General features: G+C 61.0%; 15 protein-coding genes and 3 pseudogenes. 12 read left to right on the top strand and 6 right to left on the bottom strand.

What is annotated here, in order from left to right:
* Window positions 1-4: 4 nt before the first annotated feature.
* Both ABIB28_RS03095 and ABIB28_RS03090 read right to left on the bottom strand, forming a co-directional pair.
* Window positions 5-1552, bottom strand: coding sequence for a bifunctional 3-(3-hydroxy-phenyl)propionate/3-hydroxycinnamic acid hydroxylase (locus ABIB28_RS03095; RefSeq protein WP_354286284.1), 1548 nt, complete (start codon window positions 1550-1552; stop codon window positions 5-7).
* A gap of 156 nt (window positions 1553-1708) precedes the next feature.
* Window positions 1709-2599, bottom strand: coding sequence for a LysR family transcriptional regulator (locus tag ABIB28_RS03090; RefSeq protein ID WP_354286282.1), 891 nt, complete (start codon window positions 2597-2599; stop codon window positions 1709-1711).
* Window positions 2600-2723: 124 nt separating this feature from the next.
* On the opposite strand from ABIB28_RS03090, the gene ABIB28_RS03085 reads away from it, so the two are divergent.
* The 5 genes from ABIB28_RS03085 to ABIB28_RS03065 are packed head-to-tail and all read left to right on the top strand — an operon-like array spanning window position 2724 to window position 7575.
* Window positions 2724-3614 (top strand): VOC family protein, encoded by an 891-nt coding sequence (locus ABIB28_RS03085; protein ID WP_354286280.1) that lies wholly within the window; start codon window positions 2724-2726, stop codon window positions 3612-3614.
* A 30-nt stretch (window positions 3615-3644) separates the two neighbouring features.
* Window positions 3645-5048, top strand: coding sequence for an aldehyde dehydrogenase (locus ABIB28_RS03080; protein WP_354286278.1), 1404 nt, complete (start codon window positions 3645-3647; stop codon window positions 5046-5048).
* 19 nt (window positions 5049-5067) lie between these two features.
* The gene (locus ABIB28_RS03075) at window positions 5068-5487 is read left to right on the top strand and encodes a GlcG/HbpS family heme-binding protein (protein WP_354286276.1); all 420 of its coding nucleotides are present in this window, start codon (window positions 5068-5070) and stop codon (window positions 5485-5487) included.
* A gap of 11 nt (window positions 5488-5498) precedes the next feature.
* On the top strand, window positions 5499-7007 hold the full coding sequence (locus ABIB28_RS03070; protein WP_354286274.1) for a carotenoid oxygenase family protein: 1509 nt from the start codon (window positions 5499-5501) through the stop codon (window positions 7005-7007).
* A gap of 4 nt (window positions 7008-7011) precedes the next feature.
* A complete protein-coding gene (locus tag ABIB28_RS03065) occupies window positions 7012-7575 on the top strand; it encodes a hypothetical protein (RefSeq protein ID WP_354286272.1) in 564 nt (187 codons plus the stop codon).
* A gap of 217 nt (window positions 7576-7792) precedes the next feature.
* On the opposite strand, the pseudogene ABIB28_RS18510 reads toward ABIB28_RS03065, so the two are convergent.
* From ABIB28_RS18510 to ABIB28_RS03050, 3 genes and pseudogenes are all read right to left on the bottom strand, one after another.
* Window positions 7793-7963 (bottom strand): annotated as a pseudogene (locus ABIB28_RS18510) (IS6 family transposase); the annotation flags it as partial.
* 354 nt (window positions 7964-8317) lie between these two features.
* Window positions 8318-8644, bottom strand: a complete 327-nt coding sequence (locus ABIB28_RS03055) for a hypothetical protein (RefSeq protein ID WP_354286269.1) — start codon at window positions 8642-8644, stop codon at window positions 8318-8320.
* 168 nt (window positions 8645-8812) lie between these two features.
* Complete coding sequence (locus tag ABIB28_RS03050) at window positions 8813-10150, bottom strand: methyl-accepting chemotaxis protein (protein WP_354286268.1); 1338 nt, start codon at window positions 10148-10150, stop codon at window positions 8813-8815.
* Between the two features lie 253 nt (window positions 10151-10403).
* On the opposite strand from ABIB28_RS03050, the gene ABIB28_RS03045 reads away from it, so the two are divergent.
* From ABIB28_RS03045 to tnpC, 4 genes are all read left to right on the top strand, one after another.
* A complete protein-coding gene (locus tag ABIB28_RS03045; protein ID WP_354286266.1) occupies window positions 10404-11315 on the top strand; it encodes a helix-turn-helix domain-containing protein in 912 nt (303 codons plus the stop codon).
* Window positions 11316-11726: 411 nt separating this feature from the next.
* Complete coding sequence (locus ABIB28_RS03040) at window positions 11727-12821, top strand: SGNH/GDSL hydrolase family protein (RefSeq protein ID WP_354286264.1); 1095 nt, start codon at window positions 11727-11729, stop codon at window positions 12819-12821.
* Window positions 12822-13159: 338 nt separating this feature from the next.
* Window positions 13160-13492 (top strand): IS66-like element accessory protein TnpA, encoded by a 333-nt coding sequence (tnpA, locus tag ABIB28_RS03035; RefSeq protein WP_354286262.1) that lies wholly within the window; start codon window positions 13160-13162, stop codon window positions 13490-13492.
* Window positions 13489-15486: an IS66 family transposase gene (gene tnpC / locus ABIB28_RS03025; RefSeq protein ID WP_502958192.1), complete on the top strand. Its 1998-nt coding sequence runs from the start codon at window positions 13489-13491 to the stop codon at window positions 15484-15486. Before tnpA ends, tnpC begins: the two co-directional genes overlap by 4 nt.
* Before the next feature lie 136 nt (window positions 15487-15622).
* Here the strand turns inward: tnpC and ABIB28_RS18505 are convergent.
* Window positions 15623-15706 (bottom strand): annotated as a pseudogene (locus tag ABIB28_RS18505) (IS5 family transposase); the annotation flags it as partial.
* On the opposite strand from ABIB28_RS18505, the pseudogene ABIB28_RS03020 reads away from it, so the two are divergent.
* The 3 genes and pseudogenes from ABIB28_RS03020 to ABIB28_RS03010 form a co-directional block, all read left to right on the top strand.
* Window positions 15705-16034: pseudogene (locus tag ABIB28_RS03020) on the top strand (IS66 family transposase); the annotation flags it as partial. The pseudogenes ABIB28_RS18505 and ABIB28_RS03020 overlap by 2 nt on opposite strands.
* Window positions 16035-16509: 475 nt before the next feature.
* Window positions 16510-17829, top strand: a complete 1320-nt coding sequence (locus ABIB28_RS03015; protein WP_354286260.1) for an oligogalacturonate lyase family protein — start codon at window positions 16510-16512, stop codon at window positions 17827-17829.
* A 77-nt stretch (window positions 17830-17906) separates the two neighbouring features.
* Entirely contained in the window at window positions 17907-20870 is a 2964-nt protein-coding gene (locus ABIB28_RS03010) for a TonB-dependent receptor (RefSeq protein WP_354286258.1), read from the top strand.
* Window positions 20871-20942 lie beyond the last annotated feature (72 nt).

Here is a 20942-nt window from a genome sequence, read left to right as displayed (position 1 = left end):
CAGGTCATGCGGCCATTCCCTGGGGCAAGCACAGCGCAGTGGTGAGGGCGCTGACTAGATCGGCGGGTTCGCCGGTGCCGAACACATAAAAATCGGGTCGCACCAATACCGCCGCCGCGCCGCGTGCGTCGAGCCAACGCAGCAGCGCACCATCGTCGCCGATCGTATGGGCATCCACGATCGTCACTGCGACGGGCGTACCGGCGACGGCGCGCTTCGCATCCACGAGCAGAGCGTCGTCTCGCGTGACGAGCCGCCAGCCATTACCGGTTGAATCGTCCAGCAATCGTCCGCCTTCGCCGAGTCGCGGCTGGATGAATCGCTCGCCCGCGGCGGGCGTGCCCGCGGCGATGATGCCCGTGCATATCGCGGGGATGAGATCGGCGGCTGTGCCCGTCGCACCCCCTTGAGCGCGCTCGCGAAAGGCGCGGTCGCGCTCGCGAGCGCGCGCGGGGTCGAGTTCGCAAATGTAGCGCCCGGCCTCGACCGCTGCCGAGATAACCGCGCGGACATGCGGATCTCGTTCGGGCTGATAGCTGTCGAGCAATGCCTCTCCTGCCTCACCCCGCGCGACCGCGGCCAGCTTCCAGGCAAGGTTGGCGACGTCGCGCATGCCGTGGCACATGCCCTGGCCGAAGAAAGGCGGCGTCTGGTGCGCCGCATCACCCGCCAGGAAAACCCGGCCGTCCTGCCACTGTTCGGCGACGAGTCCGTGGAAGCGATAGGTCGTGGCGCGTATGATGCGGTGCGGCACACCTTCGAGATATGGAGCAAGCAGCGCAGCGACGCGGTCGGGCCGCATCATCTCGGCATCTTCCTCGCCCGGGAGCAGCATGAATTCCCACCGACGCATGGTGCCACGGCCTGGAACGATCGTCGCAGGGCGCACCGGATCGCACATCATCACCGAAAGGCGTTGTAGGTCGATCTCGCCTGGTGTGCCCCATAAATCGGGAAAGCGCACCGGGCCGATCACCTCGGCATCGACCACCAACCAGGGCTCCTCGAAGTCGAGATCGTCTAGCGCGATGTCAAGCAGTCCGCGCACGACGCTGCGCGCACCGTCGCATGCAATTACGTGGTTGGCGCGGACCTGTGAAGTCCCGGCATCCGAGCAAAGCGTCAGCGTTACGCCGTCAGCATCCTGCGCCAGCGTTTCGAGCGTCACGCCGGTGCGGAGTTTGGCATTGGTGAAGCGCGTGATTCCTTCGCGCAACAACGCTTCGAGTTCGGGCTGGAAGAAGAAATAGTCGTTAGCCCAACCGAACGGTTTTGGCCGCCCGGCCGTACCCATATAGCGGATCACGCCTTGGTCGGCGCCGATATGCAGATGCCCCTCGGTCTCGTTCATGCCGGGGCGAATAAGATCGACCAGCCCAACCGATTGGAACAGCCGCATCATTTCATGGTCGAGATGCACCGCGCGCGGCAACGGGTGCGGATTGGCCTCGCGATCGATCACCAGCGTCGTGAGACCAGCCGCCGCGACAAGATTCGCCGCAAGCGCACCCACCGGACCGCACCCGACGATCACGACATCAACGTCGGTCATCACGGCCACCATTTGACCAATTCAAAACAAAACTCTGCCGAGCCGCGATGCATGATGGTTTAACCCCTATGGCCGCGCTGCCGCGGCTGGGGGTTATCTGCCCGCGATCAAAGCAATAAGTAAAATATTGAATTTTGAGGGATGGATAGTTTTGAATTATATGTGGGCATTCTCGATCGCCTCGACGAATCGTCGACCGAGGTCCGACAAAGGCCGATCCGCCATCATCCTAATACCGACGCTGCGAACCAGTCTCGCATCGCTAATCGTGATCGCCCGCAAAACGCCGATGGACAACTCTGCAGCGATTACACCGCTCGGGAGCATCGTCACCCGGTTGCCCTGCTGTACAATCGCCTTGGATGTCATAAGCGAGTCGCAGCGAATCACGTCGATCGGAACCGCCATCTCGACGGAGAGGAACAAGGCCTCGATTTGGCGATGAAACGCGCCGGCTGCCTGCGGTAGCACCCAACCCCAGTCCCGTGTTTTGCGCAGGGAGATGCTTGCGCCGATATCCTCGTGCGAGCGGCCAACAATCAGCGCGAAAGGATCGCGCCCGATGTTGCGTTCCTCGATATCAGGTGGCGGAACCTCGATTGCGGTGGTCACCACTGCAACTTCGATCTCGCCCTTGCGCAGTAATTCCGTCAGTTCGAAATCGGGACGTTCTAGTATGTGCAGCGATAGACGTTCCCCAGGATCGAGCCTCGCCACTGCATCGGGCACGAGACTGACAAGCGCGCCCGGCGTTCCACCAATCCGAAGCGGACCCCGAACTCCAAGCCGGGCCAGTGCGACTTCCTCCTCGGCATCAAGCAGCAGTGTTTCCATAGCCTCGGCACGGCGTTGCAAAGCGGTGCCTGCGGCCGTCAGAGTGATACCTAACCTCCCCCGCGTGAATAGGCACGTGTCAAGGTGCCGCTCGAGTTGCGCGATCGCTACCGATACGGACGGCTGTGCGATGTTCATTCGGCGCGCAGCGCCACTCATCGAGCGCTCCCGGCAAACTGCGAGATAGGTGCGAAGGAGGCGGGGATCGATCATTAGATCAATAGATACAGATTATGCAACTCTAGCAATCGCGTATTGGACAGCTTCGCCGCAATGGGTTCAAAGCATGCTGGAGCCGTCGGTAAACGGCGTGAGAGGCGAAAGAGCAACCTTCCTGATGAAACGCTTTCCGATCGAGGGCATCCGCAGCGTCAATTTCATCGTGCCAGATCTCGCGGCGGCGACCGATTTTTACACGGCAGTGTGGGGTCTGGAGATTGCCGAGGGGCGCGGCGATACGGTCTGGCTGCGCGACATGGGCAGCGACGCCCAGATCCTCGCGCTGCACATAGGCGATGCCCCGGCAATTCGTTGGATGACCTTCCGCGCGGTTCCCGACAGTGACCTCGCCGCGTTGGCAGATGCGCTAGTCGCACATGGCGGAACGTTGGTCGCCGCGCTTCACGATCTGGACGAACCCGGCGGCGGTCGCGCGGTCGTTGTGCGAGATGGACAAGGACGCGCGTTGCGGCTCGTGCAGGACGATACCCGCGTGTCGCCGCTACCGCACGATCCCGACCGGCCCGAACGGCTCACGCATATAAATTTTAACAGTGACGATGTCGCCCGCGACGTCCGACTGTTTACCGACGCGTTATGCTTCACGCTCACCGACCGTTCGAAAATGATGGCGTTCGTGCGCACCAATGACGACCATCACGCGGTCGTCATCGCCGAGGCGCCCGTGAACACGTTTAACCATGTCGCGTTCCAACTGCCCGATTGGGAAAGCGTGATGCGAGCCTCGGGTCGAATGGTCGATCACGCCTTTCCGATCGGCTGGGTCCCGGGACGACATGGGCCCGGCAACAACGTGTTCGCCTATTTCGTCGATCCGTTTGGTTTCGTCGTCCAATACACCACCGACGTGCTGCAGGTCGATGACGACTATCGCGTCGGCAGCCCAGAGAATTGGTCGTGGCCCACGGGGCGCACCGACCAATGGGGCATCGCGCCGCCGAAATCGTCGTCATGCAAGGCGGCGCAGCTCGCCATCCCGTTCGTCTGAGCGGGCAAAGGATTAGGATGATAGAGTGTGATGACCGCTTTTTTTGACCGCATTTCGCCGCTCGATGGCGGAGTCGCGTCGCGCGCACCGGCGATGGACGTGGCCGCGGCGACTGAGGTCGCCGGTCGCGCGGAGGCGGCGTTTCCGGGTTGGGCTGCGCTTGGCCCGAGCGCGCGACGGGCGGTGTTGAACAGGGCAGCCGATGCGATCGAGGCGCGGCGCGGCGCGTTCGTGGATGCAATGGCGGGCGAAATCGGCGCCACGCCAGGCTGGGCCGGTTTCAATGTGGCGCTCGCGGCGGGAATCGTGCGCGAGGCGGCAGCGCTCACGACGCGCATCGGGGGCGAAACGATCCCGTCCGATAAGCCCGGCTGCTTTGCAATGACCCTGCGCGAACCCGTCGGTGTCGTGCTTGGTATCGCGCCGTGGAATGCACCCATAATTCTCGGCGTCCGCGCGGTCGCGGTGCCGCTTGCATGCGGCAACACCGCCATTCTCAAGGCGTCTGAAACCTGCCCGGAAACGCACCGCCTGATCGTCGAGGCGTTTAGCGAAGCTGGGCTACCGGACGGCGTGCTCGGTCTTGTCACCCACGCGCCCGAGGCCGCTGGAAATGTCGTCGGCGCGCTAATCGACCATCCAGCAGTGCGGCGGATCAATTTTACCGGATCGAGTACGATCGGCCGCATAGTCGCGGCGCGCGCCGCAGTTCATCCCAAACCGTGCCTGCTCGAACTGGGCGGCAAGGCACCGCTGATCGTACTCGAGGATGCGGATCTGGACGAAGCCGTCAAGGCCGCGGCTTTCGGCGCATTCATGAACCAGGGCCAAATCTGCATGTCGACCGAGCGGATCATCGTCATCGATAGCATTGCGGACGCCTTCGTCGCCCGCTTTCGCGACAAGGTCGCGACGCTTATCGCTGGCGACCCCCGTGTCGGCACGACGCCGCTCGGTGCGGTCGTTGACAGTCGGACCGTCGGGCACGTGCAGGCGCTGGTCGATGATGCGGTAGCGGCCGGCGCGACGCTCGTCATCGGCGGTGCGGCGAATGGGGTCGTCATGCCAGCGCATGTGGTCGATCATGTCACGCCCGCCATGCGGCTGTTTCACGAGGAGAGCTTCGGCCCGGTGGTCGGGATCACGCGCGCGCGCCACGAAGAGGACGCAGTCGCACTGGCCAACGACAGCGAGTATGGCTTGTCGGCGGCGGTCTTTACCCAAGATTCGGCGAGCGGGCTTCGCGTCGCCCGCAGAATACGGTCCGGGATCTGCCACATCAACGGGCCGACGGTTCATGACGAGGCGCAGATGCCGTTCGGCGGCGTCGGCGCCTCCGGCTACGGACGGTTCGGCGGGCAGGCCGGGATCGACGCCTTTACCGAATTGCGCTGGATCACGATCGAAACGCAAGCAGGGCATTATCCGATATGACGCGTTCAGGAGAAACGACATGACGCTGACCCTGGCTGAGGCGCAGACGATGGCTGCCGCAGTGCAGGCTGCGGCGGAGGCGCGGGCGCTGCACCCGCTAGCGATCGTCGTGCTGGATGCCGGCGGCCATGATCTCGTCGTGCTGCGGTCCGAACGCGCCGGTTTCCACCGGGTCGGGATCGCACGTGGCAAGGCGACGAGTTGCCTCGGCATGGGGCTCGACGGTGCCGATCTAGCCGACCGGGCAAAAGCCGCGCCGGCCTTCTATGCCGCGCTCGCCGCGACGTTGATCGGCGGCATGCTGCCAATGCCAGGCGGCGTCTTGTTGCGCGACGCGACAGGCCTGGTCGTCGGGGCCGTCGGCGTGAGCGGCGATACCGGCGCCAATGACGATCTAGCAATTCGCGACGGCGTGGTCGCCGCTCGCGCAACGTCCTGAGGAGCGACATCATGGCACTCGACTATCCCACCACAGACGCCCTGACCGATACGGTCACGCCACGCGATCTGATGCATTGGCCCGACACGCCGGTGTTCCGAGGCTATGCGTCACCGGTTCGGCTAGAAGGCGAGGTCCATGATCTGGAGATCGTCGGCACGATTCCGCCCGCCTTAGATGGCGCGTACATTCGCAACAGCGCCGACCATGCCCATCCGCCGATGTATGAAAATGATCTGTTCCTGAACGGCGACGGCATGCTGCACAAGGTTCGGATCAAAGACGGAAAGGCCGATCTTTCAACCCGCTATGTTCAGACAGAAAAGTTGAAGGTGGAACGCGCGGCGCGGCGCGCGCTGTTCGGCGCATATCGCAACATGTTCACCGACGATCCGAGCGTCGCGGGCAAGGACCGGTCGACCGCCAACACCTCAGTCGTTTTTCACGGCGGCACGCTGCTGGCGCTGAAGGAAGCCGCGCGGCCGATGCGCATCGATCCGGATACGCTCGCCACGCTTGGCAGCTATGATTTCGACGGACGGCTCGCGTCCGAAACCTTCACCGCCCACCCCAAGATCGATCCGCGAACCGGCGAGATGATCGCCTTTGGCTATTTCACGAAGGGTGTCGCGGATACCGGCGTCGAGCTCTATTATATCGATGCGAGTGGTGAACTAACGCGAACGGAGCGCTTCGACGCGCCCTACCCATCCATGATCCACGATTGCCTGCTATCCGAAAATTACGTCATCTTCACGATCTGTCCGATGGTGTGCGACTGGGAGCGCGTGAAACAAGGCGAAGCCTTCTTCCACTGGGACGACCGCTTGCCGACGATGGTTGGGGTCGTGCCGCGTCGTCCCGGCGGGGCAAAGGACGTGCGGTGGTTCAAAGCGCCGAACCCAGTGATGGAGACGCACACGTTCAATGCGTGGGAGGACGGCGAGCTGCTCAATCTTGAACATTTCATCACGCAGACCGGCTGGCTGTCGCAATTTCCCGACATCAACAATCCGCAGGCCCAGGAAAAGCCGCCTTTCGCGCAGCGTTGGACGATAGACCTCAGCTCGAGCGAAGACAGTGTCGCGATCGCGCCGATGTGGGGTCATATCGGCGAGATGCCGATGATCGATCTTCGCTTTGCCACGCATCGCACGCGGCATTTCTGGTTCGGCACCAACAACCCCGCGCTGGGGCCGATGCTGCCACGCGGAGCCAAAGGGCCTCCTTTCACGTGCCTCGGTCATTTCGACGCCGTGACCGAAAAGCTCGACTTCTTCTATGCCGGGCCGCATTCCTCACCGGAGGAGCCAGTCTTCGTCCCGCGCTCCTCTGATGCCGCGGAGGGCGACGGGTGGCTGATGACGATCGTCGGTCGCCGCGACGAGAACCGGACCGATCTGGTCATCCTCGATGCCCAGGCATTGTCCGATGGACCCGTCGCGATCATCAAATTCCCGTGTCGCGTTCATGAAGGATTTCACGGCATCTGGGTGCCTGGCGCCGCACTGAAGGGTTGAGAGGATGGAAGGCGGCATGCCCAGCGTGGACGATGCGCAACCAAGTAGGAACGTCGCGGTCGGCGCTAACCCGGTGCCGCTGATGCGGTTGCTGGCGGGCGAGATCGCGGTCGGCACCATCATAAACATCGCGTTCAATCTCTTTTTCGCGTGGCTCATATTCTATGGCCGCACACCGATCGGACGAGATGCCATGTTGCTGGACATGATACCGGCCGCGTTCCTCCCGGCCTTGTTGATGACCTTTCCGATCACCGTCCTGATGCGCAAGCGGATGCGGCAAGGTTTGACCGTCACACCAGCCCCGAGGCTACCCTTTATCCTGCCGCTCAGAGTGCTATTGCGCGCGCCTGCGATCGCACTGATCGCGCTGGCATTGGTCGCGGTCCCGACAATCGTTCTGCTCTGTTTATGCTGGAGTAGCGACTGGAGTTGGGGCGCTTTGGTCGTGTTCAAGATTGGCTTCAGCGCCTTTCATGCAGCGATGATCACTCCGATCGTGGTGCTCGCGGCGCTTCAGCTCGACAGGCGCGAAGCGCCCTTGAGCACAAACCACTGTTTTCCCTAAAGGTTTCAGCTGACTCTGCTTCCTGTTAAACGGTCACGACTGGAGATCGGCGCCCAAAGCGGGACCCCGCTCCGAGCGAGATAACTATTTCTCATCATTTCGAAAACATGGGATATGAAGGAGTCAGGATCGGCGCCGATCGGAACCCCTTCCATGTAATGATTCGACACATGATCAATAGCTTGGCGACAATCTGCTTGGGCCCCGCTTTGGGGGCCGATCCACATACGCGCATCCGGTTGACCCGCCGCCGCCGGATGTCGCCGGCGAAGATCGGGCCCAACCGCCCCCACCATTGCCGCACGGTCTCATGACAAACGTCGATCCCACGCTCGAACAGCAAATCCTCGACGTTTCGAAGCGACAGCGGGAACCGGACATACATCATCACGAGCAGTCGGATCACCTCGGGTGACGAGTTAAAGCGGCGGAACGGGCTAGGGGGCAGGGGCGGCGTGCATCGTAAGTGTTGGCCCGGGTCGGGGCTTGAGTGTGGATAAGCGTCGAAGCGGGAGCCCGCCAGAATCCGAATAAATATTTGTAAAAGCCAATAGATTTGAGACTAGGGGGATCCAGATCGGCGCCGATTGGGACCCCCCTGAAAAGTCATATTCGTGTGGCTTTTTAATCCTTTGTACCGCGAAGAAATATGGCTCCGCTTGGACGCCTATCGACAATCAGGCAACGATATCGCGGCTGCATCAAAATAAGACCGAATAGTGCGAATAGCTAATCAGGTTCACTATTCTGCCGTTTTCGCAGAGTCGTCCATGACTTGATTAATCAGCGAATCTGCCCCGGCTTCTCCCAACATCCGACCCATCTTAATCGCAACCGCAGGAGTCATCGATACGACTTCTCCATCGTGTCCCTCGACAAATACATGACCGTCCTCGACCCATACCTGTCGGGGATCCCCGTACTCTTTCGCACGAGCTAAATTGTTGATAAGATGATTTCTTTCCTCAGCGGTAAAGAACTTTTTGGGTTTGTTGAGTTCCATAAGCTCTGTGCGAGAAATTAATAAGAACAGCGTCAAAATTAGCACATAAATTATCAGCTGCAACATGCTTGAATCGACATTGCATCGAATTTTTTTTGCATTAAAAAATTGCCGTAATTTCAACATTTTAGCTATGATGCGAATATTGTGAATTTCCCACGATGAACGGGAAAACTAGCGAAGCGGCTCGTCTACTTTCGTGTGTTGCGTTTTGGCGGCCGCTGACGCGGTTAATTAGCTCGCTACTCGGCGACAAAAGTCGTCGGCGCTGTTCTTGAGGATGTTTAATCGCCCATCCAGCCTGTCAAAGCCATGGCCGACAGTGTCGATCTCGGAGGCCACGGTCTCGGTATCCTCAAGAATCGCGGCAATCGTGTTAGACATCGAATTGGCGGCAAGTGCGGTTTCATCCACGGCGGCGGTGATCGCGGTCACGGTCTGCGCCTGCGCCTCCATCGCGTAACGGATTCGATTCGCGGATTCCAGGACTTCGGTGACGGTCGCCTTGATAGAGGCGTTTGTGTCGACGGTCGAACGCGTGGCAGACTGGATGGCGGCGATCTTGGCTGCGATGTCGTCAGTGGCACGCGCGGTTTGGCTGGCGAGGCTTTTGACTTCCTGCGCGACGACCGCGAAACCGCGTCCGGCATCACCCGCGCGCGCCGCTTCGATTGTTGCGTTCAATGCGAGCAGGTTGGTCTGGCCGGCTATGTCGCGAATCAGGCTTAAGATAGATTCGATTGACGTGGCATGTTCCCTCAGCGCCTCGGACATGCCGACCGCCTGGGTTGCCTGAACACTAGCGCGGCTCGCGATTTCTGCCGCATCTTCGACCTCGTTCCGCGCGTCCTCGATCGCGTGGATCAAGCCCGCGGCAGTCTGGGCGGCCGCGCGCATCGCAAGGGCGGACTGTTCGGCGGCGGTAGCGACTTCGCTGGCTTTGCCAAGCATGCCGCGCGCTGCGACTGCGGTCCTTGCGGTCTGTTCGCGGAGATCGGATCCCTCGTTTGAACTGTCGGTGACGAGCGTTGCGATCCCGCTACGAAAGGCTTCCGCAGTTGTGTTGCGCTGACGCTGCGTGGCGGCATCGATATTTGCGGCGTAAATGGTTGCAAGGACGTCACATTCCAGCGCCTGAAGACGGAGGAACAGCTGGTTGATAGCCGTCCGCTCCTCCTTCAAGCAATTGTATTCGTCAGTCATGATTTTCACAGCAAGCGCGGTTGTGGCGCTCTCAAGTGCTAGTATTGCTGTGAGGGGTACTTTCGCGTCAAACGCCGATGCGACCCGACTTGCGCTGTGGTTCACCCAGTCTCCGCCGCGCACATCGCAGAGTCGAGACTGCACGGCTCGTATTAGTATTAAAAGATGGTCATTGCGGTCAGCGTAAGGATTGTTTGGCAGCAGCCGACACCAGCCGTCGATCTCCGCCTCGGCAATACGCTGCGCATAAGGCTCAATGATCACCCAGATTTGGCGACCCAAAAGGGTGTCTGCGTCGGTGAAACCAAACAGACGAAGTTTTTCGGCGAGATCGATGTCGATCAGGATGTCGCGAAAATCTACTTTCATGCCTACGCCCATACCTCGCGTACTAACCAATTAAGGTTAAGGCCGTATTGATCAGGGGGAAATCTCAAGCCTTCTCCGCGACGATCTGCATCGTCCGTCGAAAGCCATGCCCGAGCATTGGCCCAACGGGATCGGGGACCGCAAAACGCGGCGAATGGATGCTTCGGTTTTGGCGGAGCGATATTGCATCGACGCCATCGCAGATGCCCGCATGAGCTTGCGAGTGCCAGCGTGCCCGCGATAAGTGCCACTGATGCCGCAAGAACTCACGCCGCCCCGAAGGCCCCTCAGCCTCGCCGAGCGTCAGGCCGTGACGATGCTCGGTGACGGCCACACGGCGAAGTCGATCGCGCGCGAACTCGGCATTTCGGTCAATGCCGTGAACGAGCGGCTGCGCGAGGCCCGGCGCAAGACCGGGCTCGGCAGCAGCCGCGAGGTCGCGCGCTGGCTGAAGGCGGAGGACCCACAAGAAACTTGGGACGAGCAAATCGGGATAGAGCAGGCCCCGGTACCGGCGGAACACGGCGGCTTCCGGCGCATCCTCCTGATGTGCCGCGAACGACCCAAGGAGGTTCTCGCGATGTCCCTGTTACTTGTTATTGCGTCCGCGGCTGTCCTTACCGTGCCAGCCATGCAGCACCCCCGAGGAAACGCCGCGCGATCGGAAGAAGCCGTTGTCGACACTGGTGATGCTCGCCTGTTGCATGATCGCGTCGAGAAAGAACCGGTCGATCAAAAGTGGATGGAGCCTGCGCAACGGCGGCTTGAGAGCATCTATTCCGCCATTCCATCGCTCGGTTGCATCACCGTTCACTGTGCCACTACGCTGTGCGAGTTGACCGGCCTGATTGCCGCCGACGGCCGCGATCGTGCGATCGACAGCCTTAGGGCGCCTTCCCTGGTGACCGCTGTGCGCGCCGCCGGATTTGATCGAGAACTAGCAACGAGCTTTCGAGATTCGTCGGATGATAACGGTGTTGAACGTTCGGCTGTTACAGTGTTCGCTGCCTATTGGTCGCGCCAGACCGGCATCGATGTCGCACCACGCGTCATCGCAACTTCGCCCGCCCATGACGCAACGATCACGCCGGGATCGATCGTGCTCAGCGTGACGTTCGATCATGGGCTAGTTCCCCGACCACAAAATTCCGACATGTATCATTGAGAGAGCCGTTCGCGTTAGACTGAAGGCACCGCGACAAGGCTTCGACACTCGATCACGTCGAACCCAGTGCGGCGTCTGTGCCTGAAATAGCTTCACGTGAGGCGCGTGCCACGGTAACGATCAAGAAACCGGGAGATGTCTGAAATGATACGATCCAAGGCGGCCTTGTTTTTTGGTCTGGTCGCGATGTCGGCACCGGTTGCCGCCGCGCCAAAATGTGAGGCATCGGCGCTAGATGCTGATCATCGCGTTTGGGTTGCCGCCTGGGGTTATGTCATCTCCCCGCTCCCGCCCGGTCAACAGCCCGCTACCTCGAACGGAGGGTTCCTTGGTCCTGTTATCCCGCTAGGATACTCGTCAGGCCCAGTCAAAACACCAAATCCGCCGAGACTGATTGAAAACCCAGGCAATGTGAAGATCGACGTCGGCACGGCCGACCTCATCGACGTCACCGTCCGCCAGGTCGTCCGCGTCTCGGTCGCGGGAAGCGCGATACGCTTGCGTTTGTCGAACGAAGGCGGTGTGGATACTCTAGCGGTCGGGGGAGTGCATATTGGCCTGGCAGGACCCGATGGGTCGATCTTGCCTAAAACCGATCGCGTCGTCACCTTTTCGGGTCTTCGAGGCACCAACATTCCCGCAGGTGCGCCATTACTGAGCGATCCTGTCGAGTTTCCCGTCGAAGCACTCCATAAGATCGCTATCTCCATATACGCGCCGGGTCGTCTTCCAGTCCGGAATGCGCGCACGCTTTGGGAGTACGTTGCCGGCACGAGCGGCGACAGCAGCGGAATGCCGGCTCTGCCTCAGGTCCGGCTTGCGAGTGCGCCAGTAATACTGACTCAGGTCGAGGTTGCACCAGTCATGCCCACGGGCGTCATCGTGGCGCTCGGCGATTCAATTACGGAGGGTTACGGCTCGACAAACAATGCATTCCGTGGATGGACCGGTCGGCTGGCAGAGCGACTGGCAGCGCTGCCGGGCAAGCAACGGTGGGCGGTGGTGAACGCAGGGATCAGTGGCAATCGCATGCTTGGCTACGGGTCGGGACCAAGCGCATTGGCGCGGTTCGACCGAGACGTGCTAAGCGTGGCCGGCGTCAAAGCGGTTATAGTGTTTGAGGGCATTAACGATATCGGTCGTAGCTTCAGCTCTCGTGGAACAGGCGATCCAGTGACGGCGGACGCTTTGATCGCCGCGTACAAGCAGGTTATTGAGCGAGCGCACGAGCACGGCATTCGCGTAATCGGCGCCACGCTTACTCCTTACAAGGAAGCTAATTATGCGAGCGAGAAAGGTGAAGCCGTGCGGCAAGTCCTTAATAACTGGATCCGGAATTCAGGCGCCTTTGATAGCGTGATCGATTTTGCGGCCGCGATCGCCGATAAGGTCGACCAGCTGAAAATTGATCCGAGCTACAACGATGGTGACAAGCTTCACCCCAATGATGCCGGCTATCAGGCGATGGCAGATGCGGTGAATTTGCGGGCACTTACCGGGAGGTAAAAGGCCGAATGCTGAACTGCCCCCCAGAGATGCTATGAGAATATGGATCAAGGGAATCTGTAGCTCGTTTCCTGAACCGGTCTGAGCTGACAAATTCCAACTCAGGTCCTGTTGACGTAATCGGTTAGCCAGACTTGGACAGCGGCGAGCGAGCGGAAGCCTGGGAACGAGGCAGCGGTTTTGCTTCAGTAGCTTGAACAGGCGCTCGACGTGATTGCGATCGCGATAGCGCCGGAAATGTACCCCTCCGGTGGGGACGGCCTTGCCGGGCGGGGGTGATCGGCTGACGTAGCACTGGTGCAAGCGACGGTGTTTGCACCGGTGTTAGCGACGGTGCGATGAGTCAGGTGACGATAATTTCGGGCGTTGAGCGACGCCGGGTCTGGACGGACGAGCAGAAGCGGGCGCTGGTCGCGGCGGCGTGTGCGCCGGGGGCGAGCGTGGCGGAGATCGCGCGGCGTGCGGACCTGCGGCCAAGCCAGTTATACCGTTGGCGGCGCGACCTTGCCGAACCGGTGTCACCGGGCTTCGCGGCAGTGACGGTCAGCGCCGAGCCCGAACCGGCGGGGGGATGCGCGGTGATGTTGGAGGTTGGCGGCGCGGTGCTGCGGATCGCGGCGGACGCGCCGCCGGTGCTTGTAGCGGCGGTGGTGCGGTCGCTGCGGCGATGATCCCGGTCCGCAGCGACGTCCGGATTTGGCTCGCGACGGGGTGCACCGATATGCGCCGCGGGATGTTCGGTTTGGCGCTGCAAGTGCAGCAGGGACTGAAGCGCGATCCGCACGCTGGCGATCTGTACATCTTCCGCGGGCGGCGTGGTGATCTTATCAAGGTGCTGTGGCATGACGGCGTGGGTATGTCGCTCTATGCCAAGCGGCTCGATTGGGGGCGGTTCGTCTGGCCGGCGGCAACCGATGGCGTGGTAGCGATTACGGCGTCGCAGATGGCATGTCTGCTGGAGGCGATCGACTGGCGCAACCCACGCATGACGTGGCGTCCGCAAGCGGCGGGATGGCGTAAAAAGCTAGGTTCTCTGCGGCTTTCTGCTATGCTCGCGGGCATGGCAGCGACGCTCTCCAGCGATGTCACGACGCTTCGCGCGGCACTCATGGATGCCGAGGCCGAAGCCGCCCGCGCAAAGGCGATCAACGCCGATCTGGCAGCCCGCGTGGCCCTGCTCGAGTTGCAGAACGAGAAGATGCGGCGCGCACTCTATGGGCAGCGTTCCGAGCGCGGCCAGCTGTTGATCGACCAGTTGGAGTTCGGTCTGGAGGAGCTGGAGGCGAGCGCTGGCGAGTATGAGGCTCTGGGCCAGCGTGCCGCGGCCGGCACTACCGTCGAGGCGTTCATCCGTGCGCGACCCTCGCGCAAGCCGTTACCGGCGCATCTGCCGCGCGAGCGGGTCGTCGTTCCCGCGCCGACCAGCTGCGCCTGCTGCGGATCGGATCGGTTGTCGAAGCTCGGCGAAGACGTGACCGAGACGCTGGAGGTGATTCCGCGCCAGTGGAAGGTCGTGCAGACAGTGCGCGAGCGGTTCGCCTGTCGTGCGTGCGAAGCAGTAATGCAACCACCGGCGCCGTTCCATGCGACGCCGCGCGGGATGTTCGGGCCGAGCTTCCTGGCTATGGTCATGTTCGAGAAGTTCGAGACACACCAGCCGCTCAACCGTCAGCGCGACCGCTATGCCCGCGAGGGCGTAGAGATCAGCCTGTCGACGCTCGCCGATCAGGTCGGCGCCTGTGCCGCGGCGCTGCGACCGCTCCACCTGCTGATCGAGCGGCATGTGCTCGCCGCCGAGCGGCTCCACGGCGACGATACGACCGTGCGGGTGCTGGCAAAGACCAAGGCCGATGTCGGCCGGCTATGGACCTACGTGCGCGATGACCGACCGTTCGCAGGGCTTGCGCCGCCAGCCGCCCTGTTCCGTTACTCGCGGACCCGTCGCGCCGAGCATCCGGTCGCGCATCTCACCGGCTATGGCGGCATCCTGCAGGCCGACGCTTATGCCGGGTACAATGCGCTGTTCCGTTTTGACCGTTCTCCGGCCCCGCTTACCCGCGCGCTGTGTTGGGCACATGCCAGGCGCAAGTTCTTCGAGCTGGCCGACGTCGCCGCACAACTGAAGCGCCGCAAGGGCGCGGCGGTCATCTCGCCGATCGCGGCCGAAGCGGTCAGGCGCATCGACAGGGTCTTCGACGTCGAACGCGGCATCAACGGCACGGCCATCGCCGAACGGCTCGCCGTACGCCGGGAGATCGCAGCGCCACTCGTTACCGACCTGGAGCAACGGCTGCGAACCCAGCGCGCCGTACTCGCCCGCCACAACCCGGTGGCGGGCGCGATCGACTATATCCTGAAAGACTGGACTGCGTTCACCCGGTTCCTCGACGACGGCCGCATCTGCCTGACCAACAACGCTGCTGAACGCGCGCTGCGCGGCGTGGCCCTGGGCCGCAAAGCATGGCTGTTCGCTGGCTCCGACCGCGGCGGCGAGCGCGCCGCGTCCATGTACACGCTGATCGGCACCGCCAAGCTCAACGACATCGACCCGCAAGCATGGCTCGCCGATGTCCTCGCCCGCATCGCTGACATCCCGCAGAGCCAGCTCCACGAACTGCTCCCATGGAACTGGCAGCGACCAGCGGAAATGCTCAAGGCCGCGTAGCTGCGGTCCTCATCGGATGCTTACCCGGAAATCATAGGCGAGCGGCTCTCGACGGTTTGCCTTGGGCGGGATGATCGGCAGGATACCCCCGCCAAAGCAGGTCTTCGCAGTCGGCATACCCGTCATATCACGTCCCCATGCCCTGCTCTGCCCAACAGCGGAAACGAACATAGACCGGGTTCGACTTTCCGTAGCGCTCATGCACGTCGCGCGAGGGGCAGGCGCCGCTACCATCTATGCCGATCGAGCGCGGCAGACCCGGTGCTGGACTGCTCGCGCACGTGCTCGTCTCCAAGTACGCCGATCATCTCTCGCTCTACCGCCAGTCGGGGATCTATGCCCGGCACGGCGTGGAGCTCGCGCGCTCGACGCTGGCCGACTAGGTCGGGCGTTCGGCTAGCCTGCTCGATCCGCTGGTCGACGCACTCGAGCGCCACGTCATGGGCGGGACCACGCTCCACGCCGACGACACGCCAGTGCCCGTGCTTGCACCTGGCGAGGGGCGCACCAGGACCGGCAGGCTATGGACGTATGTGCGTGACGAGCGCGGGCACCCGCCCGACGATCTCGCTCCGAGCACTCATACGACCACTCGTATGAGTGCTCGCTCGTTCGCCCGCCGACTCTACAATCTGGTCTGACATCAACACGCCGCTCAAAGAGCGGCAATCGGCCCGCCCGCCAAGCATCTGACAAGGCGGCCTTCAGGCTACGCTTACTAACGTGCGGCAAGGGACCGCGTGCCCGGCTTCCCCAACGGGATCGATGACGAAGTGCATCTCAGCGAATTCGCCGCGCGGCCGCCAATATCGTCGCGCGCACGCTGTGGGCGCTAAATGCCGGTTTCGGCCAAGGTCATGACAGACAGTCCCTATTTCGTTGGACCACGCCGCTCCTCAGCTATGTTTCTCGCTGGTAGCTGATTTGCGAAACACGGCCCGGCAATCGGCATTGACAATGTAATTATTCACATCATAATGTCGACTCTCGATATATGGAACCATAAACGAGGGGAGGGGCGGCATGGGTCGGAACGGTTATCGGGCTCTGATCGCAGTATCCCTCGGCACGATCGCATCCGCGACCCTTGCGCAGGCCATACCTCGCGAGTGGGTCGATCCCGCCACGGGGCACCATATCGTCCGTCTTTCGGACGAACCCGGCAGTTCGAGTCTGTATTTCAACTACAACGGCTACACGCCGCTAGGCGATCTCCTCGTGATCTCGACGCCACAAGGCTTGGCCAAGGTCGATCTTAAGACCCGGAAGCTCACCACGTTCGTTCGTATAAGCACGCCGTTCCGGCTGCTCTTCGTCGGCCACAAGACAAGAACGGCCTATTACCAGACCCAGGCGAAGGACGGCATCGGTCCCAAAACCATCTTCGCCGCCGATATCGATAGCGGTCAGGTGCGCCAGGTCGCGACGATCGCGCGCGGGGACATCCAAACTATTAACGCCGACGAGACACTTCTGGCCGGGGTTGATACCGACCCCGTCGCCAAATCGGGCGAGCTCGCCGCGTTCCAAAAGCGCGACTCGCGTTACGACCAGGCAGACTACCGGGCCGACGGGCCGGACGGCAAACCGCTCCCCTACGCTCTGGCGAAGGAGGTCCGCATGAACGACCGACTCGAAGCCCGCATTCCGATGGAGATGTTTACAGTCGCCCTCGACACTGGGCGGCGCCGCGTCATCCACCGCGCGACCGACTGGCTAAACCACTTACAATTCTCACCAACCAATCCAAACCTTCTCATGTTTTGCCATGAAGGACCGTGGCATAAGGTCGACCGGTTGTGGCTGATGCAACTCGACAAGCCCGACGCCTCACCGATCCGGCTACATCAGCGTACCATGAACATGGAAATTGCCGGCCACGAATGGTTCAGTCACGACGGCAAGACGATTTGGTACGACCTGCAGACCCCGCGCGGCGAGGATTTCTGGGTGGCGGGCTATACTATCGCGACCGGCGCGCGCGTACGCTTCCACCTTCAGCGAAATGAGTGGTCAGTCCATTATCACGCTTCGCCCGACGGCAAGGTCTTTTCAGGCGACGGTGGAGATCCCGAAATGGTCGCGCACGCACCAGACGGGAAGTGGCTTTATCTGTTTACCCCACACAATATTCCGGACGTCGCGGGCATTCACGCACCCGGCGCCGTATCGCTAATAAAGCCAGGTTACTTCATCGCAGAAAAGCTCGTGGACATGTCGAAACAAGATTACCGGCTCGAACCCAACGGCAATTTCACGCCGGATGGAAAATGGCTCGTTTTTCGCTCGAATATACACGGCGGCACGCAAGTCTACGCGGTGGAACTCAAAAGATCCAGGTAACGCCTGAATACAAAGTTTTTTATATACGGATCAGCGAAGCACAAGCAGCGGTCCAACTATACAACGGGGAGAATATCATGAAGAAGGCTTTTTCGATTCGTGTGCGGGTTGCTGCCCGTACTTCTCCCCTCGCCCTGATGACGGTGCTCGCTGTGCCGGCCGTCGCACAGGCGCAGCAGTCGCCTGCCGCCACCCCGGCACCAACGCCACCGCTGACGGCCCAAGCAGCGCCTGCCGACGACGGAGCGCAGGACATCGTCGTCACCGGCTTCCGCCAGAGCCTGCAATCGGCGCTGAACGCCAAGAAGCAGGCCGCTGGCGTGATAGATGCGATCAACGCCTCGGACATCGCGTCCTTCCCGGACGCGAATCTTGCGGATTCGTTGCAGCGCATCCCTGGCATCTCGATCGAACGCGACGGCGGAGAGGGCCGCACCATCACCGTGCGCGGGCTGAGCGGCGACTTCAGCCGCACGCGCCTTAACGGCTTGGAATCAACGATCGCGACCACCGGCTCAACGCTCGGAGCCGGTATCAACAAGGGACGAAGCTTCGATTACAGCGTGCTGGCGTCGGAACTGTTCAATTCGATCGTGGTCCGCAAGACGCAGTCGGCTGAGATCGACGAAGGCTCGCTCGGCGCGACGGTCGATCTACAGACCGCCAAGCCGCTCGATCTCCCTGGCTTCCAGGCGGCGGTGTCAGCGCAAGCCGCCTATTATGACATCAACAACGATGTCGAGCCGCGCCTCGCAGGCTCGATCAGCAAGACCTTCGGCGGCGGTCGCTTCGGTATTATGATCTCTGGCGCCTACAGCCGCCGCAAGGTTCAGGAAGACGCCTATTCGAATACGGCCCTTGCTGATTTCGCTGACGTGAATGGCGGATTCTGTCCGGTCGTCCCGGGTACCTTTTCACAATTCGTCAACCCGCTGGCGGGCACGGGCAACAATTCCAATCAGTGCACCCCCGCTGCCGGCCCTAACCCGGGGTCGACATCGAGTGCGTACAACACGGTAAATAAGACCGGTGTGTTCGTACCCAAGCTGCCGGGCTACGGCCGCTTCACCGACGACGAACGCCGCCTCGGCTTTGCCGCGACCTTTCAGGCGAAAGTGACCGACACCACCACGATCACGATCGACGGCACTTATGCCAAATATGATCAAGATCAAAACGATCTCGCAACAAATCCGGTTAGTCTAAACCGCGCTAATGGCGCCGCCGCAGGTGGCCTAACCGCGCTGCAACTGGCCGGCCGACCCAACATGAAGATCCGCGACGCGCAGGTCGATGCCAACGGACAGCTCGTCTACGGCGTGTTCGATGGTACAGATTTCAGCGTGGCCAATAGCCACAACATCTCGACCACAAGCTTTTACCAGGCCGATTTTAATCTGGAGCAGAAGTTCGGCGATCGCGGCAATCTTCACGTCCTGTACGGACAGAGTGAATCGGTGTTCGACAATCCCTACTCGCGTCTCGTCACGTTCAGCCGCTTCGACGGCAACGGGTTTATCTACGACGCGCGGCAGGATCCGCAACGCCCTATCCTCAACTACGGCTTCGACGCGACTAACCCGAACAATTGGCAATACCAGAACGGCTACGATAATATTCGTGAGTTTAAAAATAAAGTCATTAACCGGCTGCATACGCTGAAGGCAGACTTCAAATATGAATTCAGCGACAAGCTGACCATGAAGGTGGGTGCCGCATTCAAGCGGTTTGACTTTATCTCGCAACGCCAGCAGCGCATCGCGCCGACGACTACTATTCCATCACTCGCCTCGGCGGGGTTGACAATTAGTCAAGTGAGCACCGCGCCGATCACGATCAATTCGCTCGGCCTGCTGCCCGGATCGACCAACAGCTTCATCGTGCCGGACATCAACAAGATCATGTCTGCGTTCAACGTGGATTGTTATTGCGTGAATCAATATGGCGACTTTCGCCTGGGCAGCACGGGCACAGGAGCGCAAGGTGATAATCGTTCGGTTCAGGAACAGGATCTTAGCCCATATATTCAGGCGGACTTCAACCTCCCGATTGGCTTGATGCAGCTTCGCGGCGACGTCGGCGTCCGCTTTGCCCATACGCATCAATATTCGACGGGCTTCGTGGGCACTGGAGTCCCAGTGTCGGTCACTCGCGAATACAATGACTGGCTGCCGGCCCTGAACCTCGCTCTCGACGTAACCCATAAGCTCACAGTGCGCTTTGCGGCAGCAAAGGTGATGTCTCGGCCGTCGCTCAGCTTCCTAACCCCGGGCGGCTCGGTCAGCACCGCTAACCCGCCCTTCTCGGCAACGGTCGGTAATCCGTTCCTCGATCCCTACCGTGCGACCAATATCGACGCCGCGGTCGAATGGTATTTCCTTCGTGGCGCGGTGTTGTCGGCATCGTATTTTCACAAGAATGTCGGAAGCTTCGTGCAGCAGATTTCGTCGCAGACGACCTATGCTGCTGCAGGCTTGCCGCTCAACCTGCTTAGCGCGTCGCAGGACCCCAACTCGCTAACGACCATTACCTCGTACACTAACACGGCCGGTGGTAAGATCGACGGCATCGAGCTGCAGTATCAGCAACCCTTTACTTTCCTTCCAGGCTTCTTGAAGCATTTTGGGACGATCCTAAATTACACTCATATCAAATCGAACATCAGCTACATCCTGACGACCAACGCCACCGGTCCGGCACTCAGCGCACCGCTGGTTAACGCCTCGCCGAATTCGGCAAACGCGACGCTCTATTACGAAGATGCGAAATTCTCGATTCGCGGTTCGTTCGCCTATCGAGATCAATATCTGCGTTCGGTACCCCTGCGCGCCGGTCTTCCCGATGCGACGGGTTCGTTCAGCACCAAGAATGTTGATGCCTCGGCGTCTTACAAGCTGACCAAGCACGTCCAGCTTACGATCGACGCGATCAACCTGACCAACCAGCCGACCAGCTTTTTCGATGGACAGACCCGGCTGGACCAGCAGATCTACAGCTCGACCGGGCGGCAGTTCTTCTTCGGCGCTCGCTACAAGTTCTGAAGTCGCTCCCCGATGGAATGGCGTCCGGTGGCAATTCCACCGGACGCCTTTTCGTGTCAGATGTTGCGCATC

Origin of the sequence: Sphingomonas sp. UYEF23 (genome assembly GCF_040546165.1) — a bacterium.
In the GTDB taxonomy this organism is placed as follows: Bacteria; Pseudomonadota; Alphaproteobacteria; order Sphingomonadales; family Sphingomonadaceae; genus Sphingomonas; species Sphingomonas glacialis.
The sequence above is the reverse complement of the archived record's forward strand: the minus strand, read 5'-3'. Positions and strand labels throughout refer to the sequence as shown.

What these genes read in the sequence shown, in the direction of transcription:
- ABIB28_RS03095 (WP_354286284.1), bottom strand. Translation starts at nt 1,552, where the DNA reads ATGACCGACGTTGATGTCGTGATCGTCGGGTGCGGTCCGGTGGGTGCG.
- ABIB28_RS03090 (WP_354286282.1), bottom strand. Translation starts at nt 2,599, where the DNA reads ATGATCGATCCCCGCCTCCTTCGCACCTATCTCGCAGTTTGCCGGGAG.
- ABIB28_RS03085 (WP_354286280.1), top strand. Translation starts at nt 2,724, where the DNA reads ATGAAACGCTTTCCGATCGAGGGCATCCGCAGCGTCAATTTCATCGTG.
- ABIB28_RS03080 (WP_354286278.1), top strand. Translation starts at nt 3,645, where the DNA reads ATGACCGCTTTTTTTGACCGCATTTCGCCGCTCGATGGCGGAGTCGCG.
- ABIB28_RS03075 (WP_354286276.1), top strand. Translation starts at nt 5,068, where the DNA reads ATGACGCTGACCCTGGCTGAGGCGCAGACGATGGCTGCCGCAGTGCAG.
- ABIB28_RS03070 (WP_354286274.1), top strand. Translation starts at nt 5,499, where the DNA reads ATGGCACTCGACTATCCCACCACAGACGCCCTGACCGATACGGTCACG.
- ABIB28_RS03065 (WP_354286272.1), top strand. Translation starts at nt 7,012, where the DNA reads ATGGAAGGCGGCATGCCCAGCGTGGACGATGCGCAACCAAGTAGGAAC.
- ABIB28_RS03055 (WP_354286269.1), bottom strand. Translation starts at nt 8,644, where the DNA reads ATGTTGCAGCTGATAATTTATGTGCTAATTTTGACGCTGTTCTTATTA.
- ABIB28_RS03050 (WP_354286268.1), bottom strand. Translation starts at nt 10,150, where the DNA reads ATGAAAGTAGATTTTCGCGACATCCTGATCGACATCGATCTCGCCGAA.
- ABIB28_RS03045 (WP_354286266.1), top strand. Translation starts at nt 10,404, where the DNA reads ATGCCGCAAGAACTCACGCCGCCCCGAAGGCCCCTCAGCCTCGCCGAG.
- tnpA (WP_354286262.1), top strand. Translation starts at nt 13,160, where the DNA reads ATGAGTCAGGTGACGATAATTTCGGGCGTTGAGCGACGCCGGGTCTGG.
- tnpC (WP_502958192.1), top strand. Translation starts at nt 13,489, where the DNA reads ATGATCCCGGTCCGCAGCGACGTCCGGATTTGGCTCGCGACGGGGTGC.
- ABIB28_RS03015 (WP_354286260.1), top strand. Translation starts at nt 16,510, where the DNA reads ATGGGTCGGAACGGTTATCGGGCTCTGATCGCAGTATCCCTCGGCACG.
- ABIB28_RS03010 (WP_354286258.1), top strand. Translation starts at nt 17,907, where the DNA reads ATGAAGAAGGCTTTTTCGATTCGTGTGCGGGTTGCTGCCCGTACTTCT.